The sequence below is a fragment of the Nocardia sp. genome (assembly GCF_025465275.1).
GTDB lineage: Bacteria > Actinomycetota > Actinomycetes > Mycobacteriales > Mycobacteriaceae > Nocardia.
This window is the reverse complement of sequence record NZ_JAODNK010000089.1, coordinates 13,441-31,053: the sequence shown is the minus strand read 5'-3', so window position 1 is coordinate 31,053 and position 17,613 is coordinate 13,441. Positions and strand designations below refer to the sequence as shown.

Genomic DNA, 17,613 nt, shown 5'->3' with positions numbered 1-17,613 from the left:
TTCGTCAGCGGTGCCCTGCTCGGCCGGATCGAGAAAGCGGAGCGACGGCCGCACCCGGACCTGGTGCAGCGGCTGGACGAAGTATTCGAGGCTTCCGGTGAACTGGTACGTCTCGCATCGGCATTCCTCGAGCCGGAGCGAGATCTCAGATCTGAGGACCTCACACCCGATACCGCTGAGGAGACGTTGCGGACGCTGATCATCGATGTCCGCTGCCACGACCACACGATGGCCGCAGGCCAGCTCCAACAGGTCGAACGCTGCATCAAAGCCGTCGAGGCGCTAGCGGCGAAAGCCTCGGTGGCCCAGCACGCAGGGTTGTGGCGGGCAGTCGCGGAAGCTCAGCAACTGACAGCGTGGATCAGCTTCGACCACGGGTACCTGCGGCAAGCGGAGACCATTCTCGCCCGTGCCCGCAGCAATGCCGAGAAGGCGAAGGCCCTGGACTTGGTCGCCTATATCGGTGGGCCGAACTCGGCGTTCATCCACACCTGGAACGGGGATCCGGCTCGCGGGGTGGAGCTCGCCTACGGCGCTCTGGCGTGGGCGAAGCGCAGCGGGAACCGGCGGCTGACCGCGTTCGTCGCCACCATGGCCGCCCGGGCACATGCCAAACTCAACGAAGCCAGCCTCTGCCAGGAGATGCTCGCGCTCGCCGAGACCCACCTGGACCAGCATCAGGATGAGGCCAACGATCCGGATTGGCTCACCGTCTTCGACCACACAGCCCTGGCCGGTCATCGCGGATCGTGCCTGCTCGACCTGGGCAATCCTCACGACGCTGTCGAGGCCCTGACCGAGCAGCAGAGCACCGGTCCTGCGACTTTCGTCAGGAACAACCTCATCTGGCAGCTCGAGCGCTCGATCGCCGACCTGCAGACCGGAGAAGTCGATGCCGCAATGTCTGCCATCGAACGAACCCTTATCTATGCCAGTGGCACACCGGTAACCCCTCGGGTACTGCAGGTCTTCCGCACCACCGATCGCGCACTGTCGGTCACCGCCGATGAGTCGACAACAGCGGTGACCCGCGGGCGACTACAGGGATTCATCGCGGCGAACGGGTGAGCGGGTAAGTCGCCCAACGCAATTCGACACCCGACGGCGTGCGTGTCACCACCAGCAGCTCTCCCTGTAGCCGTCCGGCGACCGCACGGAATCGTCCGGGTGCCTCGATGGCGAAGGAGGTGCCGGTGGTGGCCGGACTCGCCACGAGATGCGCGTACAGGCCGCCGCGGCGCCACTGGATGGCGATCTCATCAGACTCCGACCACCAGCTGCCGACCAGATCCGCGACATCCTGCGGGCACGCCGGCGCCGGTTCCCACACCGGCGGAGTTGGCGCGGGCCGGGCAGCGATGGCCTCGAGAGCGATGTCGCCGGCGAGGTCGCTCAGGGCAATGCCGCGGGTCGCATTGCACAGTGCGACAACGACTGTGGTGGTCATGCGGTCGATGGACAGTGCCGCCTGGAACCCGGGCATCGCACCGGTATGGCCCGCAAGAATGTGATCGCCGCGCCGTTCGAGTATCAGGCCCATCCCCCAGCCCTTCGTCCAGGACTCGGTGTCCACCATGACCTGGATCCGGTGCATGGCATCGACGACTGTAAGCGGTAAGACGTCGGGCTGACCTGCACATAAGGCATGTCCCCACCGCAGCAGGTCCCCAGTGGTCGACCACAACTGCCCGCCCACGCCGACGGCAGCCTGGTCCATGCCCGGCTCACGGTGGACACGGTCGATATAGGGATCGAGGCGGTAACCGATCGCGGCGCCCGGCGGGGTTGTCCAGCTGGTGTGTGTCAGCTCGAGAGGGCCGATGAGCAACTCATCGATCAGCGTTTGGCACCGGCGACCGGTGACGTGCTCGATCGCCGATCCGATCACCGCATAGCCGAGATTGGAGTAATGCCATCGCTGCCCAGGCTCGGCGATCAATTCGACCTGGACCAGGGCCTCGAGCAGTTCCGAGGCCGAAGGGCCCTGCATACTGACCCACATATCGCCGGGTACCTCGCGCTGCAGACCACTGCTGTGTGACAGCAGCATGCGCAAGGTGAGGTGACCGATCCCGATTTCAGGCGCCTCAGGCAGGTATCGACCGATCGGCGCGTCGAGCACCAGGTCACCACGTTCGCACAGCAGCAACGTCAGCGCCGCGGTGAACGTCTTGGTGATCGAGCCGATACGGAAGGCCTGACCGCCGGCCAGGATGCGGCCTTCGACATCGGCGAATCCCGCCGATGCTTCGGCGCGCAGCACGTCGTCGACACCGACCGCAACGCTCAGACTCGGCAGCCGCCCGGCGCTCTGTTCACGCACCACACGAGCGGCCAGCGCCGACTGGAAATCGGTGTCCATGCTGAGCAGCATCTCACGATCTCACGCTCGGCGGCACCGACCATATGAAGCTCGACCGCTGCGTGGCGATGTGAGTTATTGCCAGCAGATCGGGGCTGAATTGTCGACTCTTACCTGACTTCCGCTAGGTCGCCGCTGGATCCTGAAGTCCTACCTCGACATCAGTCCGCAAAAACGGGCTCTCCCGTCAAGCTCAGAGCAAGGTTTCTCTGAACCCACTGGCCTACAGCATGATTCGCCTCACCATCACCCCGGGTGATCCGGGTCGCGATCACTGCGCCGACCATGCGGACAAAGACCTCTTGTCCGCATGCTCCACCTTCCCGATCGCCCACGAGTGGACGACCCTGAGATCACACCGAGTTGCGGAATGCGTTGGGAAACAACACTTATCAGGCGCTCCGCGCGCACACGAACCTCCGCTCTGCGGTGAATCGGACAGCTGACGGACAAGGCGAGCAGCAGATGACACAACGACCATCGGGTGCGGTGGCCCCCGGGGTGAGCACACCCCGACACCACCCTTCCACCTCGGACCCGGCACCGTTGCCCTCGCGTGCGCTTCGCCCGTCGGTACCACTGGCTCCCCCGGGGCGACCACGACGCAGGCCCACCGCGCTGGGCTTCATCCGCGAGGACCTCTCGGGCCCCCGCCTGGAGCGGCACACCGCGCTAATCATTTCTGCGGCAAAAGCTTTGGGCTACGACATGCTCCATGTCGTGCGCATTTGGCCAGAGATGGCGCCGAATCTGCTGCAGCTGATCGTCGACTTCGCTCGAGGCCTGCAGGTGTCAGCACTGATCGTTCCTGACCTCGCGCACGTCGATCACCGGCCGGGCCCGCTCTGCGACCACGTCGATCTGATCACGGTGAACCCGCCGGAAACCTGGGCAAGGGCCTACGAGCCCGCCGACGACACCTGCCAGCCCGCGCCCGATCTCGCGCCGCTACCGCTACCGGAGTCGTTCCTGCAGCCCTTTCTGGTGCCACTTCCGGGCGGACACACCGATCCCGGCGGGTCGATCGGCCGACTGGCGGCTCATCGAATCATGCAGGAGCACAAGGGTTGCCGGGCAGTGTGCTGTCCACGCAAAGCTGCCGCGCTGACCGAACTGGTCGACTGCGGCGCGATGGTTCCGGCCATGGTCAGTCCCGCGCAGCGAGCCGCGCGGCGCGGGCTAACGGTGGATCGAGCCGTGGATCTGCCGACCCTGCACGCGACGCTGACCGCGTTGCGGCAGCTGTGAACCTGCACCTCGACTGCTCGACCGACGAAAGGTATTGCCATGCAACCGGACGCTGACCTGCGCCGACTCGCCACGACGTGGCCGCCACGACTGGACTGGGCCGTCGATCTCGTCGCGGTGGTGAACACGTCGCCGGACAGCTACTTCTCCGGCTCGGTGACCACCGACGTCGACGCCGCAGTGGCCGCCGCACGCCAGCATATCCAGCAGGGCGCCCACTTCATCGAGATCGGCGGCCTCTCAGGAGGATCCGCGGCGCGCCGGGTCAGCGAGGACACCGAGCTCGAACGCACGTTGCCGTTCGTCGAGGCGATCGTCGCGGAGTTCCCGCAGGTGGTTGTCACCATCGACACGTTTCGCCCGAAGGTAGCCGAAGCGGCACTGGCGGCCGGAGCGCGGGCCATCAACGACGTCACCGCAATGCATTTCGCGCCGGAGATGATCGCACTGGCCGCCGAGCACCAGGTGCCGGTCTTTCTCATGCATCTGGAAGGGCCCGGCGGGCACGCGGGCCGCAAGCTCAATCGCCCCCGGTACGAGGATGTCGTCGGACAGGTCACGGACTTCTTCACCGAGCGCATCGAAACGCTGACCAGCGCGGGGATCACGAAGGACGACATCGTGATCGACGTCGGCCTCGGCGCGGGCAAACGGCCGTTCCACGACTACGAACTGCTGGCAGCGTTGGACGAGTTCAGCAAACTCGGTGTCGCGCAGATGTCGGCACCCTCCCGCAAGCAGTTCGTGCAGGCGATCAGTCCGGTGCCGCCGGAGCAGCGCCTGGGCGGCAGCATCGTCGGCGCACTGTGGTCAGTCGTCGCCGGAGGCTGCAGCTACCTGCGCGTGCACGAAGTGCAGCCGTACGCGCAGATGCTCGACGTCTGGGACGCGCTCGCCCAACATGTGAGCTCCCCGCCGATGCCGGACAGATCAGCGTGAGGGACCGGCCGATATGGGATTGATCGTGATCACCGGAGCCGCAGGCTATCTCGGTGGCCTGCTCGCCACCACGCTCTCTCGACCGCGCGGCCCCGCGCAGGTGCGGTGCGTCGTGCGCAGCCAACAGCAAGCCGAACGGTGGGTCTCGGCCGGATGCGAGGTCGTCGTGGGCGACCTGGTGGACCCCGCCGTATGCGAGCGCGCTGTGGACGGCGCCGAGATCGTCATCCACGCTGCTGCGCGGCTGGGTCGCGAGCCACGCAACGAGTTGTTCCAGGTCAATGCCGACGCGACCGAGCACCTGGCGCGCGCGGCCGCGTCGCGCGCAGCGCGAATGGTGTTCGTGTCCTCGATCGAGGCTTACGGCCAGTTCGCGGGCCGCATCCTGACCGAGGACCAGCCACACACCCCAAACAGGCACGCCTACTCGGAATCGAAATACGCAGCGGAACAAGCAGTTTCCCGCGCCTACCGCAACCGTGGCGACGGCTACACCATCGTGCGGCCGGGAATGATCTACGGACCGCACTCGGTGTATTGGACCCAGCGGTATCTGGCGAAAGCGCGCGCAGGCAGTATCGGCGTGCTCGGCGACGGCGGCCGGATATTTCCCGTCTACGAAAGCGACGTCGTCGATGCCATCGCGACCGCCGCGGTCTCGGTGCGTTCGCGCGGGCAGACCTACAACCTCGTCCACGACGAAGGCCTGAGCTGGTGGGACTGGGCCTACGCACACCACCGGCTCGCCAACTCCGGTGCGCCACATCGCGAATCAGCGTTGTCATTGCGATTGCGGTCACCGTGGCGGACCCTGCTGGGCCGGCCCGACTACCGCCGCCGCCTCGAGGTCGAACTGCGCCACGCACAGATTCCGCACGACAAGGCCCGCGACCATCTCGGCTGGCAACCGCGACGCTTCAAATCTGGACTCGTCCAGTGCTCCCGCGCGACAGCGCTGATGCCCTCCGCGATCTCGGAAAGAGATTCTCAGTGAACCTCGAAAACACCCCCAGTGGCGCTACAGCACCAGTGCTGTGTTCCCGTTCCGAAGTCCGTCACAAGCTGCGGGCCAACGACATTCCTCCCGACCTGCGGGCACCATGGCTAACGATCGAACCTGACCGCACCTACCGGCGTTTTTCCAGTGGCACGGTCGGCTGGCTGACACTGACGCGCCGGTGGAATTCGAGCGACTCGCAGGTCACCGTCACGACCGGCGAAGGCGTGAGCGTGCCGCAGTTCCTCGGCGCAGCGCTCGAGGAGCTCGCGCAGTCCTGCCGCACCGACCTGATGGCATGCCCTACCCTGGGCACAGCGGTGCTGCTGTCGTTGTGGGATGCGGAGTTTCGCCGCGCTGAGCTGATCGACGGGAACGTCTACCTCGCCTCGCACGCCTCGATTCCCGCGCTGGCCGCTGTCGCGGGCTGGTCGGTGCCGCTGCTGCAGGACCCGCGCACCTGTGAGCGGTTGCTGCACGAGTTGACCGACGCCGAGTTGCTCTATCAGTTCCCGGTCGCCGCGAAGTTCTGCGGCGGTTACCGGCCCGAACGGCAGTTGCGGCTCAACGGTTTCGGGCGCCGCCTCGCTGCCGCCCTCGAGCACACCAATGCCGCCGCTCAATCAGCGGCCAGGGACCGGATCCGCGGACATCTGAGCGTCCACCACGACCAGTACGCGCAGCACATGCACCTACTCACCGAGCTCGACACCACAGCGGTCGGCACCGCGTGGGAATCCGCACAGGCTCTCCCGGTCGGTGTGCTGTCATGACCGCCGCAGCACAGCCGCAACGACATCGCGTGATCGTGCAGTGGCTGCCCGTCCCCTCTCCCACCGACGAGACCGACATCGCCGTGCTCGGCCTCGACGGCGGCACCCGCGTGCCGGTGGGCACACTCTTCGGCCTCGACATCGTCGTCGAAACTACGCCCGACCCCACACCCACCGGGCCCGCAGTCACGGTGCGCCACACCGCAGATGACGACTTCGTGGTCACCGTGCGGGCCGCGACATGGGACAGCGCGTGCGCGCTGGCGACCGCCCCGGTGTTCGCGGTCCTGGCGTGGATGTCGGGAAGGCTGTATCTGCAGGGCAGTCTGCTGCATACGACGCACCACGGCGACGCCGTCCTGCTGCTCGAGGACCCCGATCCGGCGGCGTGGAGGATGGGCCCGTCGGCGGTATCCGGGCCGCATGTGCTGGTCGATGCGCGGCAGGTACCTGCGACGGCGGTCGCGCTGGCACCAGATGCGTTGTGGCAGAGCCCGATCACTACATCGGCGATCTGCCCGGTAGGTGCTGTAGCGGTGGTGAACGGCGATGCCCGCCGGTTTATGCCAGCGAAGATGCTGCGCCCGTATCTGGCCGGCTGCCTCGGAGTGAGCGACCGCCGATGGGCACGGATGATCCGCGGTACCGGCGCAGGTCCGTTGCTGGCCACGATCGACAGTGTGCAGCGCACCCACATCGACGCGCTGATGTCGGGGGCAGCGGCTGTGTCTGCGGACCTCGATCAGCTCCAGGAGTGGGTCGGTCACGGCGATGTGCAGATGCTGATCGGCACGCCGCCCATTCGGTATTCGGCGGCGGCACTGGCGGGAGTGCGCGCTATGCAGGACACCGCGCTGCAGGTGTACGGCCGATATCGGCCGGAGGGGGCGTTCGTGTGGACGGTCGAGGAGCTCGGTGAGCTCGCCGCCGCGATCCGCCGCGGCGAGAGCCCCGCGCGCCTGAGCGAGGAGTTGGGGCAGTTGTTCAACTGGTTGCTGTGCCTGGCCAACATTGAGGGCGTCGATCTGGCCGTCAGCTCCAGTCACGCTCTCGAACGCGAAGGCCGGCGACAGATGGCCAGCCACGGAAGACTGCGGCCCTCACGAGCTTTGGAAGTCGTCGCCGGGAGCCGGGCGTGATCCGCCTGGGCGTCCCGACCGGGCGGCTGTGGCCCCACAGCCGTGACCTGCTACGGGGATTGGGATTCGTCGTCGAGAACCATCCACGCCGATACGTCTTCCACCGTCCGGCATGCGATATCGAAGCTCTGGCATTGAAAGTCCCCGACCTCCCCGCAGCCATCGGCGACGGTCTGGTCGACTTCGCGGTCGGGTCAGACGAATGGATCGCCGAACACGGCTGCACCTGCCTGCCGCTCATGCCGCTGTGCTGGTACCACGTGCGGATCTGTCTACTCGCCCCCACCGACCGGACCTGCGCCGGGGACGGGCCGGTGAGCGTCGCAACACCGTATCCGCGACTGACCGAACGCCTCGTGCCCGAAGCGGGCACGATCCGGACGGTCGCCGGATCGGCAGAGGTATACCCGGGGCGGCTCACCGACCTCGCGGTCGACTGCGTCGAAACCGGCACCACCGCCGCAGCCAACCAGCTGCAGAAGGTCCGGGAGCTGCTGCGCTGCGACGTGCGCCTGATCGCCCGCCCCGGAACCGATCTCACCGATCCGATCGCCCTTCAGATCATCGCCGCCGCCCACGCGACCTCCGCCGATCCCGACTGCTGCTACGCCACCGCAGCGAGGCCGGTATGAGCAGCCACATTCTGCGCGACTCCCCCGACCACTACGCAGGGGCCGCCGCGCACGCGACCGCCCGGGCAGTCGCGGCCGCGTACCCGTATCTGGGTCTGGGGCCGCAGGTGAAGGCCCGCATCGACATCGCCGCGACCGACGCCCTCGCCCAAGCACTGACCACGGCGATCCGGCACGGGCTGGGGCCGATCACCGTCGCCGCCTGCGAGGGCGCCCGCGACGGCGCGCCACCACTGATCCTGCCGCCCGCGGCGGGTCCTGGTGCGGTGCAACTGGTCTGCGATCCGGTCGACGGCACACTCAACGCCGCGCGCGGTGGCCCACGCGCGGTCAGCGTGGCCGCGTTCACCCAGGCGCCTTCTGTTACAACGTATCTCGACGACTCACAGGCGATTTTCGCGATCGGCGCGCATTCGGTGGATGTGTCCCACGCTCTCGACACCAGCCCCTTCCCGATCATCGCCGTCCACCTGCAACGGCCTGAACTGCTCACCGCGACTTTGCACCGCGACGACAACCTCGCGTTGCTGCGCGCGCTCGCGGGCCCACAGTCAAGGATCACGATCGGCAGCCGAACCGGGTACCGTCCCACGCTCGCCGGGCCGGGCTGGGTCGCCGTCGGCGACGCCTCGATCCCTCTGCCCTACGAATGCGATCTCGAGTTCGGCCGGATCGGCCTGGTGGAAGCCCAGATTCAATCCGGGCTCTATCGAAGCTGGTGTGGCCTGGTTGTCTCCCGCGACCGGATCCGTTCCCGCGCAGACGGGCTGGCCGGTTATCTGCACAGCTACCTGCAGGCCCGCGACCGCGCCGACGTCGATGCCCTGCGGGCGTTGTTCACATCCGCCGAACTCGCCCGATTCGACGCCGCCGACACACCGATCACCGAGGTGACCGAAACCCTGCGCCAGCGGAACTTCGGCATCGGGACCGACGCCGTGGTCGCGATCGCCGCCCTGAGCACGCCGACGGAACCGTCGCTGACACAGCGTGAACCACTGCTACATGCCCCGTGCTGGAGCAGCGGTACCAACCGTCTCGACGTCGACACGCTCATCCGCACCCCCGCCGGGATCAGCCGCCGCCTCGAATCGGTCGCGGTCACCGAGCCCGGCGTGCTGCCGTGCCCCGCCCGCGACTGGTACCGCGACCTGTCCTGGACCACCGTCGCTGAGTGCGAGGACTTGGCCGCGCTCGCCGAAGGACGAAACCCGCTTCCCACCACCGCATTTCACGAGGTGCAACGGTGATCGATACACGCGCGCACTGGCGCCATCAAGTGCTGACCTCCGCTTTCGTCGCCGAATCCTGCGCGTTCGCGGACATGACCGGCGATGGCGTCGACGACCTCGTCGCCGGACCGTACCGCTGGCCGCTCACCGACCACGAAACACCCGGGCCGACAACACAATTCCGCGAAACACCGCCAGCGTGGTTGCCGCCGTGGGGTGGCGGGTCGCGCCCCGACCCGCACGCCCACCTGCGGGCCACCGGAGGCAATCCACCCCAGTACCGGGCCGCGACCTACGACTGGCCGATCAGAACCGGGAAGGGCCGACCGGACTCGTTGCTGTCGGTGGGCATGCACCAAGACCTCATTCGCCACTACCGCCGCGGCGACGACACCGACTGGACAGCGTCCGAGGTGACCGGCGGCGGAATCTACGAATCGGCGACCTACACCCCGCTCGACACCGACGGCACCCACGGGCTCGTGACTGTCCCGGCCCGTCCTCGGATCGCCTGGTACGAACCCGATTCCGATCCGACCGCGCCGTGGATCGAGCACCCCGTGGGCGAGCACGGCGGAAACTGGCACGGGCTCGGTGTCGGTGCGATCGGCACCGATGATCAACCGCACATCCTCACTCCCTTAGGGGCATACACACCCGCGGACGATATTCGCGCGCCGTGGCAGTGGACACCGCTGTTTGTCGAGAACGCTCCCGCCCCGCTCGCAGGGCTCGGCGATGTAGCCGGGATCCACGCACACCGCTTCGGCGACCACCCCGCCACATTGTTCGGTGCCAGCCCGCACGGGCGCGGCTGCTGGCGCTTCGACCTCCTCGACGCCGATACCCGACGCCGCCTGTACCGCCGCCACACCGTGGAAGCGGTCACCTCCCAACTGCACGCACTGGCGGTGCTGCCCGCGACCGCCGATGAGCCCTGCGATGCGTGGGTGATCACCGGCAAACGCTGGCACGCCCATGGACCCCACCACGACATCGACCCCGCCGCCACCCCGGTGCTGCTGCGCATCGGCGTCCACGCCGACCCGGCCCTCAGCCCGCGTGTGGAGCTCATCGATGACCACAGCGGCGTCGGACTGCACTTCGCCGCCCGCCGACTCCCCGACGGGCGGATGCAGATCGCGACCGCCAACAAGCTCGGAGTTCACCTGTTCACCCACACACCCGGAGGCCCTGCATGATCAATCTCGCCCGCTCCATCACCGACCTGCTGGCGGATCTGCCTGCTCAGCATGCGTTGTGCGCGTTCAACATCGAGACCTTCACGATGGCGCGCGCGGCGTTCCGCGCCGCCTCCCAGACCCAATGCCCGGTGGTCCTGGCCTACTCCCAGCCCGCCGCGCAGGCGCTGGGCTACTTGCACACCGCGCAGCTGGTGGCGTTGGCGGGCGAGGCCTTCCCCGACGTGCCCTATGCGTTGCATCTGGACCATTGCCACAACCACGCCGAGCTACACGCCGCGATCGCCGAAGGTTTCACCAGCGCCAACTTCCTCAACGAGGGCGACCTCGAACCTGACGCCTACCTCACCGCCGCTCGCGAACTGCGCACCCAGCTGGGTACCGGGGTCTCACTCGAATTCGTGTCTGGGCGGCTCGGGCACATCGACCATGCCGTGCCCGCGCCCGCAGCGGCGACGACGACGGTGGAACAGATCGTCGCGTTCGCCCAGGCCTGCCGCCCGGACATCCTCGGCTTCGATCACGGCTCGGTGCACGGCATGCGCGTACGCACCCGGCACTTGGATCTCGATCTGATCCGAGGCGTCGCCGAAGCCACGACCCTGCCGCAGGTACTGCACGGATCCTCAGGGGTGCTGCCCAACGAGATCCGCGCCGGCATCGACGCCGGCCTGCGCAAGATCAACATCGAAACAGCGCTGCGCACCACGTACATGAACACCATCCGCACCGCTGTCATCGGTGCCAGCGACACCGCCCGCAAACCCCGGCTCCTCGAACTCGAGCTCGAGCAGGCCATGACCTCCCAATTCGTCGCTCTACTGACCGACTACACCCTGAGGAAGGCGTGAAAGCCATGGCGAAGACCGAATCCGGACCCGCTCAGATCGGGATGCGGATACCCGAGTTCGAATTGCCAGACCACACCGGTGTCCTGCACGAGAGCCGAACTCTCACCGGCGTCCACGGCACCCTGGTCGTATTTCTGTGCAACCACTGCCCTTTCGTCAAACACATCGCCTACCACCTTGCCGAGATGACCTCCGAGCTGGCGTACACCGGAATCCGCACCATCGGGATCAACCCCAACGACCCGGGCGCCAACGCCGAGGACGGCACCGACGGTATGGCCCGCGCGATCGCGGAGTACAAGTTCACCTTCCCGTACCTGGTCGACGCCACCGGAGCGGTCGCGCGCGCATTCGGTGCCGTGTGCACCCCCGACCTGTACCTGTTCGGCCCGGACCAATCCCTCTACTACCGTGGCCAACTCGACGACAGCCGCCCGGGCAACGGATTGCACGTCTCCGGGGAGAGCCTGCGCGGCGCGGTCGCGTCCATGCTCAGCATGCAGCCGCCCCCCGCCGACCAAAAAGTGTCTCTGGGATGCAGCATCAAATGGCCCGAATCGCAGGCCCACCAATGAGTTTGAGCGCCGCCCAGAAAGTCGCGTTCCGCCACGACGGCTGCCTGGTCCTGGATCGAGTACTCACCGAACAGCAGCTGCGGCGGATGAACGAGCTGATCGATTCCATGGTCGAACAGTCCGCCGAAACCACCACCAACACAGCCATGTACGACCTCGAGTCCGATCACCGCGCGCAGCAGCCGCGGGTGCGGGGCCTGCGTGACCCGCTGGCGGTGGACCCACTGTTCACCGAGATCAGTGTCAGCGACGCCGTGCTCGACCCGATCGAGGACCTGCTCGGACCTGACCTGCGCCGCGAACTGGCGTTCGTCAACATCAAACCCCCGGGTAGTGGGCCGCTGCAGCCGCACCAGGACTTCGCGATCCTTCCCTACACCAACGACTGCCTGGTCGTATGCGGGCTCGCGCTGACCGACTCCACCGTGGCGAACGGATGCCTGCACGTCCTCCCCGGCTCACATCGCCGCCCGATCCTCGAGCACCACCAAGACGGTGTCATGATCGGGGCGATCCAGGCCGATGATCCCGAATTCGACACCGCCAGAATGGTTCCCGTGGAAGTCCCGGCCGGCGGCATGTCGATTCACCACTTCCGCACCGTGCACGGCTCCCCGCCCAACACCTCCGCCGGCGACCGGCGGGTGTTTTGGCTCGACTACGCCGCCGAAGACACCTACCCGATCGGCAAACCCGTCGACTTGCAGGAGTTCGCGCAACGCATGGTCCGAGGCACGCACACCAGGCAGGTCCGCACGCTCGCGCTCGAGTTCCCGATGCCCAACCGTGCGCGCCGCGCGAAGGTGCTCGTGCACCTGCAAGACGGACTCGCGAGCCCGCTCTACCCACATCCGGAGGCGCAACGTCATGGTCAATGAACTCACCCACACCGACGCCGACTACCGCGCCTACGGACGAGCCTGGGAGCCGTTCATGCGCACCGTCACCGACTACACCATGCTGCGCCGCGCACCACTGCAGTCACTGATCACGTTGTGCGAGAACACTCTTCGACTCGACGTACCCGGCGCTTTCGTAGAAGCCGGGGTATGGCGCGGCGGCGCCGGGTTCGTCATGGCCGAGACCCTTCGCCGGGCGGGCGAGGCCGACCGGAAGGTCTGGATGTTCGACTCCTTCGAAGGGCTGCCCGCCCCCACCGAGGTCGACGGCGGCCGAGCCCAGGCGTACATCCGCGACACCACCAGCCCGTGGTATCAGGACAACTGCCGGGCCGACTACGACGATGTCGTAGCGGCCGCGCAGCGCCTCGGGTTCACCGAGCAGACCCGAATCATCAAGGGCTGGTTCGACATCACCGTGCCCGCCCACGCCGCCGCCATCGGCCCGATCGCCGTGCTGCGCATCGACTGCGACTGGTACGACCCCGTCCTCACCTGCTTGAACACCCTCTTCGACCAGGTGTCCGAAGGCGGGATCGTGATCATCGACGACTACTTCTACTACGCAGGCGCCGCAGTCGCGGTCCACGAATTCGTCGGCCGCCGCCGCGCCCCCTACCGCATCGAAACCGTCCTCAGCGACGGCGACGGCCGCGCGTACAACGAAGGCGCATTCCTGCGCAAAACCGCGGACCCGGACCAGCACCGAGAAGAGCGTGTACCGACCATCGGCCGATTCACCACGCGCCCAACACAATCCGAAGTATCGGTAGCCAATCTGCCACTTACACACACCATGTCCGAGGTCCGCCCATGACCGCGCCTTCGACCCGCGACCGCGACTTACCGGACGACCTGATCCGGCTGCTGGCGCACCGAGTACCGCAGCAATTCGTCACTTCCGCACTGACCGACGACATCGCCACGATCAGCGCCCGTCTCGGTCTACCTCGCCCCACAATGCTGGCAGGGAATCTGATCGTCGGCGATCTGCGGACCGCGGCCGTGCTCCTGTCCGCGCATCTGGACGAGGCCTCGTTCAGTGTCACCGGCGTCCATCAGGACCGCATCACCTTGGCGGCCTGTCACCGTCTCCCGCCTCAGCTGACCCAGTCCCCCATCACGATCCTCGGATATCGAGAAGGTGCGATCACTGTCTTCGGAGACGCCGATCTGGCCTGCGACGAACACGGCCTGCATATCGCGCCGATGCGTGGGGTCCTACTCGGGGATCGCGCCGTCTACAGCCGCCGCACCACCCGCGTCGGTCACCGATTCTCCAGTGCCGCAATCGATGACCGTGCCGGCGCAGTCATCGCCTTGTCCGCCGCAGCACGCCTGCATCATGCGGGCGTCCCAACCGCAGTCGTGCTGTCCGACGGAGAACAGAACACCCCTGACGGCTATTTCTCGCGCACCTTCCCCCACGTCCTGCATCAACTACACCCCCGCGCCCGGATCATCTTCGTCGACGGCATTTTTCACGACGATCTGCGGCGCGGCGGCTTTCAGGTGCCACCGCCCGGCGCGCTGATAGTGCCGCACAGCGGCGACGGCACCGGCTACAGCGTCCCCCCGGCGGTGTTCGCGTGGCTGCGCGACGACGCGGTCCCCCGCGCGCGAGCCGAAGGAATCGACGTGCAAATCACCAGCGCACGGCACAGCCGCGGCGACGACTGGGGCATGGTCACCAACCCCACCTCCGGTGCCGACCGGACCGCGATCTTCGTCAGCTTCGGCGGGTTCGGCGACACCCCCGCCGACCGGATCATCGACCTGCGCTGCCTACAGCAGTGCGTCGACTTCATCACCTACTGTGCGCCGCTACTCCCCTGAGGTCCGCTGGTGGCGCTCGGCGGCGATGCGTGCAATCTCCTGCGGCAACAGGACATGCTCAGCGGCGAGTACCCGGGCCGCCAACGTATCGGCGGTGTCCTCCGGCAGGACCGGCACCTCACGCTGCGCGAGAACAGCGCCGGTGTCGTACTCCTCGTCGACCAGGTGCAGCGTCGGACCAGACACCGAGTCACCCGCAGCCAGCACCGCTTCGTGCACCCGCATCCCATACATGCCGTGCCCGCCGTGAAGCGGTAACAGCGACGGATGGATATTGATGATCCGGCCCGAAAATTCCTTGCGCACAACAGGACCCAGCTTGCGCATGTAACCCGCGGTAACTACCCAGTCGACATCGTGCTCGACCAGCACAGCACGTATCGCATCGTCCAAGTCCGCCGGATCGGGGTGCGTACGCCCCGACAGATGCCCTGTCGGGATGTCGTGCTCACGCGCGTACGCCAAGGCGCCGCTGCTCGAATTGTTGGAGATCACGACCGCGACCACGAACCCGGCCTCCGGCGCTAGCGACGCCTCATGGACCGCGACCATATTCGATCCGTTGTGCGAGGCCAGAACACCAATCCGGAGTTTCCCCATGGCCGGCAGTCTTCCACAGCAGACCCCGCACCCGCACCCAGTACACCACCCGGCCCCGGGCAAGCGTCCATGAACACCACATCCGGTGATCCACATCGAGAAGGAGGGCAGATCCATGCCGAGGACCGAGTTGTCCGGCGAACGTCTCAGTCACGAGGCGATCCTCAGCGCCGGCGGGCTGAGCGATTTCGGCGGCCGGGCCTACGAGGACGGCTTGAACCACTTGGTCACCGCGGTGAACGCCACCGGAGAATCACTGCTCCCCGCCGGGTACGACGCCGCCCGCGGAATGATCGTGGACGCACTGCGGAACCGGCTCCTGTTGCGCGACAACGCAGAACGCCATCCGCAGATCTGCCAGATCCCCGTCTCCGCGCCGGTCTTCATACTCGGGCTGCCTCGTAGCGGGACCACCCTTCTGCACAACCTGCTGGCGCTGCATCCACAGCTACGGGCACCGCGACCCGTGCCATCACAGTGAAACCCTCTGTGCCCTAACCGATCACGGGAGGTTGGCAAATGGCCGATGTCGTGCCATACGTTCAAACCTTGCTCATTCGAGATGACACCGTTCTCCTAATGCGCCGCCAGAACACCGGCGTTGGCGATGACTGGTGGGCAGCGCCAGGGGGCTGCATCGAGGCTGGCGAGGACTTCGCCACTGCGGCGATCCGCGAGACCGCCGACGAAGTCGGCGTCGACCTCAAGCCGGCCGAAGTCGATCTCGCCATCATCGTGCGACTGGATTCATCACACGACGGCGGTGCTCGGGCTGTTTACACCTACCACGCGCGGGCGTGGACCGGGGATCCAGTGATCAGCGAGCCGGATCTGTGTTCAGCACTTGAGTGGCTCCCCGTCTCGACCCTTCCGCCGAACACGATGGCGAGTACACGGATCGCCATTCAACTCCTCGGACCACCGCCATGGCCGTGACTGTGACTGTGACGTTACTGAACCAGGTTTCCCCATAATCCAGTCGCGCCGTCCATGGAGTTCGGCGAGTATTCGCCGCGAATAAGACCGTGTAAGAAACGTTCCCCCATCTTGCCGGATGACTTAACCACTGCCGTGTAGTCATGCTCCTCGCAGTAGGTCAGCAAGGACTCGACCGTGCCGAGTAGCTGCCCAAGGTTCCATGCAACCTCGTAGCCCTTGCGGGTTTTTACGGCGATCGGCCAACGGTCGACTCGAGCTTTCGACAGACATGCTCGCAACACGTCCAGGTACGTAAGGACTAGGTCGACGCCGTCGGGACGGGAACTTCGCTGGACTTCGATCCGCGGGATCGTGGCGAGCTATTCGGTCATCATTTCGCTGAACTGCTCACTGGGCATCCCCACAAGCTCATCCACTATGCCTACGAGACCTTCGCCGTCGCCGCAATCGGTCGATTCGCTCGCCTCGCGCAGCCGTGAAAGCCGTTGCTCGGGAAGGGCGGCCGCAAACATCTGAAGTATCCACTCGGCTGGGTGCGCGCTGTCGTTACCGAGTTCGGGACCGTAGAGGGACATCAGCTCATGAAGTCGAGCCTCGGCACGGCGCTGCCTCGTTTCGAGCAGGTCTTGAGCGGCACTGCAGCGAAGATAAGCGAGACTGGTCAAGGTGATATTGCGACGGTGCGCCTCCAGTATTGCGCCCGCTTGAAAACCTGTCTCGCACAGTAGGAATCCTCGGTCGGCACCGGTCTCCTCGCACACCGTAACGAGGGAGTGCAGCACTCCCTGCGGTACCGGATCCTTCCACAACTTGCACTCCACCACCCACAGGATCTCGACGCCGGCCACCATACGTCGCGCAGTGACGTCGACTTCAATACGTGCACCGCGGAGTGTCGGGAACTTTTCCTCGACCTGAACGTCAAAGCCTAACTCGCCCAATAGGTTTGCGGCATCCTGCTGGTACTCTCGCCACGCAACGTCGTCCTTCATGACCCCTCCTGGCGTTGTGATGTTGTCTGTGGGTTGCGTCAAACAATATCGAGTAAGGCCGACACTCCATCGCATCACAATTCGGCTGACCAGTGAACCCTTGGAACCCGTATGCACAGCGATCAGCCGAGAGGTGCGCTGTCCTTTAGATAGGGGCGGGGAGGGGGTCCAGGCTGGGGTCGGCTTGCGACCGCGCCGAACATGGCTGGACGGCGCGGCCGATGCTCCGATCCATTCCCGTGGCGCGCCATACCGCACCCGGTCCTTGCATCGCTAGCGCCAGCCAGCCGCGCCCGTTCCGCGCTGATGACATTCCGCGCCACGCCTCCGCAGGTCAGAGCCCTTTTGTTCCATACGTGAGAGTTAGGTATGACTTACTTAGGAATGCCTTGCTCCA

General features: G+C 66.3%; 19 protein-coding genes. 16 read left to right on the top strand and 3 right to left on the bottom strand.

The window, feature by feature from the left end; translation table 11 throughout:
* The coding region (locus JWN03_RS21475) for a hypothetical protein (RefSeq protein ID WP_297617826.1) at positions 1–1,068 on the top strand (1,068 nt) is incomplete at its 5' end.
* On the opposite strand, the gene JWN03_RS21470 is transcribed toward JWN03_RS21475, so the two are convergent.
* Positions 1,049–2,362: a serine hydrolase domain-containing protein gene (locus JWN03_RS21470; protein WP_297617823.1), complete on the bottom strand. Its 1,314-nt coding sequence runs from the start codon at positions 2,360–2,362 to the stop codon at positions 1,049–1,051. The genes JWN03_RS21475 and JWN03_RS21470 overlap by 20 nt on opposite strands.
* Positions 2,363–3,082: 720 nt before the next feature.
* On the opposite strand from JWN03_RS21470, the gene JWN03_RS21465 reads away from it, so the two are divergent.
* From JWN03_RS21465 to JWN03_RS21405, 13 genes are all read left to right on the top strand, one after another.
* The gene (locus JWN03_RS21465; protein ID WP_297617820.1) at positions 3,083–3,610 is read left to right on the top strand and encodes a hypothetical protein; all 528 of its coding nucleotides are present in this window, start codon (positions 3,083–3,085) and stop codon (positions 3,608–3,610) included.
* Positions 3,611–3,649: 39 nt separating this feature from the next.
* Complete coding sequence (gene folP / locus JWN03_RS21460; RefSeq protein ID WP_297617816.1) at positions 3,650–4,549, top strand: dihydropteroate synthase; 900 nt, start codon at positions 3,650–3,652, stop codon at positions 4,547–4,549.
* A gap of 13 nt (positions 4,550–4,562) precedes the next feature.
* On the top strand, positions 4,563–5,543 hold the full coding sequence (locus tag JWN03_RS21455) for an NAD-dependent epimerase/dehydratase family protein (RefSeq protein ID WP_297617813.1): 981 nt from the start codon (positions 4,563–4,565) through the stop codon (positions 5,541–5,543).
* Between the two features lie 230 nt (positions 5,544–5,773).
* Positions 5,774–6,319 carry a hypothetical protein gene (locus JWN03_RS21450; RefSeq protein WP_297617810.1) on the top strand — a complete coding sequence of 182 codons (546 nt, stop codon included), beginning with the start codon at positions 5,774–5,776 and terminating at the stop codon, positions 6,317–6,319.
* Entirely contained in the window at positions 6,316–7,458 is a 1,143-nt protein-coding gene (locus JWN03_RS21445; RefSeq protein WP_297617807.1) for a MazG nucleotide pyrophosphohydrolase domain-containing protein, read from the top strand. The genes JWN03_RS21450 and JWN03_RS21445 overlap by 4 nt, the downstream gene beginning before the upstream one ends.
* Complete coding sequence (gene hisG, locus JWN03_RS21440) at positions 7,455–8,090, top strand: ATP phosphoribosyltransferase (protein ID WP_297617804.1); 636 nt, start codon at positions 7,455–7,457, stop codon at positions 8,088–8,090. The genes JWN03_RS21445 and hisG overlap by 4 nt, the downstream gene beginning before the upstream one ends.
* Positions 8,087–9,340: a fructose-bisphosphatase class II gene (locus JWN03_RS21435; protein WP_297617802.1), complete on the top strand. Its 1,254-nt coding sequence runs from the start codon at positions 8,087–8,089 to the stop codon at positions 9,338–9,340. The genes hisG and JWN03_RS21435 overlap by 4 nt, the downstream gene beginning before the upstream one ends.
* Entirely contained in the window at positions 9,337–10,524 is a 1,188-nt protein-coding gene (locus JWN03_RS21430) for a hypothetical protein (protein ID WP_297617799.1), read from the top strand. Before JWN03_RS21435 ends, JWN03_RS21430 begins: the two co-directional genes overlap by 4 nt.
* Positions 10,521–11,375, top strand: a complete 855-nt coding sequence (locus JWN03_RS21425) for a class II fructose-bisphosphate aldolase (protein ID WP_297617796.1) — start codon at positions 10,521–10,523, stop codon at positions 11,373–11,375. Before JWN03_RS21430 ends, JWN03_RS21425 begins: the two co-directional genes overlap by 4 nt.
* Before the next feature lie 5 nt (positions 11,376–11,380).
* Positions 11,381–11,950, top strand: coding sequence for a thioredoxin family protein (locus JWN03_RS21420; RefSeq protein ID WP_297617793.1), 570 nt, complete (start codon positions 11,381–11,383; stop codon positions 11,948–11,950).
* Complete coding sequence (locus JWN03_RS21415) at positions 11,947–12,828, top strand: phytanoyl-CoA dioxygenase family protein (protein WP_297617790.1); 882 nt, start codon at positions 11,947–11,949, stop codon at positions 12,826–12,828. The genes JWN03_RS21420 and JWN03_RS21415 overlap by 4 nt, the downstream gene beginning before the upstream one ends.
* Positions 12,818–13,666 carry a TylF/MycF/NovP-related O-methyltransferase gene (locus JWN03_RS21410; RefSeq protein ID WP_297617788.1) on the top strand — a complete coding sequence of 283 codons (849 nt, stop codon included), beginning with the start codon at positions 12,818–12,820 and terminating at the stop codon, positions 13,664–13,666. Before JWN03_RS21415 ends, JWN03_RS21410 begins: the two co-directional genes overlap by 11 nt.
* Positions 13,663–14,685: a hypothetical protein gene (locus tag JWN03_RS21405; RefSeq protein ID WP_297617786.1), complete on the top strand. Its 1,023-nt coding sequence runs from the start codon at positions 13,663–13,665 to the stop codon at positions 14,683–14,685. Before JWN03_RS21410 ends, JWN03_RS21405 begins: the two co-directional genes overlap by 4 nt.
* Here the strand turns inward: JWN03_RS21405 and purN are convergent.
* Positions 14,674–15,285: a phosphoribosylglycinamide formyltransferase gene (gene purN / locus JWN03_RS21400; protein ID WP_297617784.1), complete on the bottom strand. Its 612-nt coding sequence runs from the start codon at positions 15,283–15,285 to the stop codon at positions 14,674–14,676. The two genes, JWN03_RS21405 and purN, sit on opposite strands and share 12 nt — an antisense overlap.
* A 115-nt stretch (positions 15,286–15,400) precedes the next feature.
* Here purN and JWN03_RS21395 point away from each other — a divergent pair, with 115 nt between their 5' ends.
* On the top strand, positions 15,401–15,766 hold the full coding sequence (locus JWN03_RS21395; protein ID WP_297617782.1) for a sulfotransferase: 366 nt from the start codon (positions 15,401–15,403) through the stop codon (positions 15,764–15,766).
* A 38-nt stretch (positions 15,767–15,804) separates the two neighbouring features.
* The gene (locus JWN03_RS21390) at positions 15,805–16,221 is read left to right on the top strand and encodes an NUDIX domain-containing protein (protein ID WP_297617780.1); all 417 of its coding nucleotides are present in this window, start codon (positions 15,805–15,807) and stop codon (positions 16,219–16,221) included.
* A gap of 362 nt (positions 16,222–16,583) precedes the next feature.
* Here the strand turns inward: JWN03_RS21390 and JWN03_RS21385 are convergent, their stop codons facing one another.
* Positions 16,584–17,216 carry a restriction endonuclease gene (locus JWN03_RS21385; protein ID WP_297617776.1) on the bottom strand — a complete coding sequence of 211 codons (633 nt, stop codon included), beginning with the start codon at positions 17,214–17,216 and terminating at the stop codon, positions 16,584–16,586.
* Positions 17,217–17,613 lie beyond the last annotated feature (397 nt).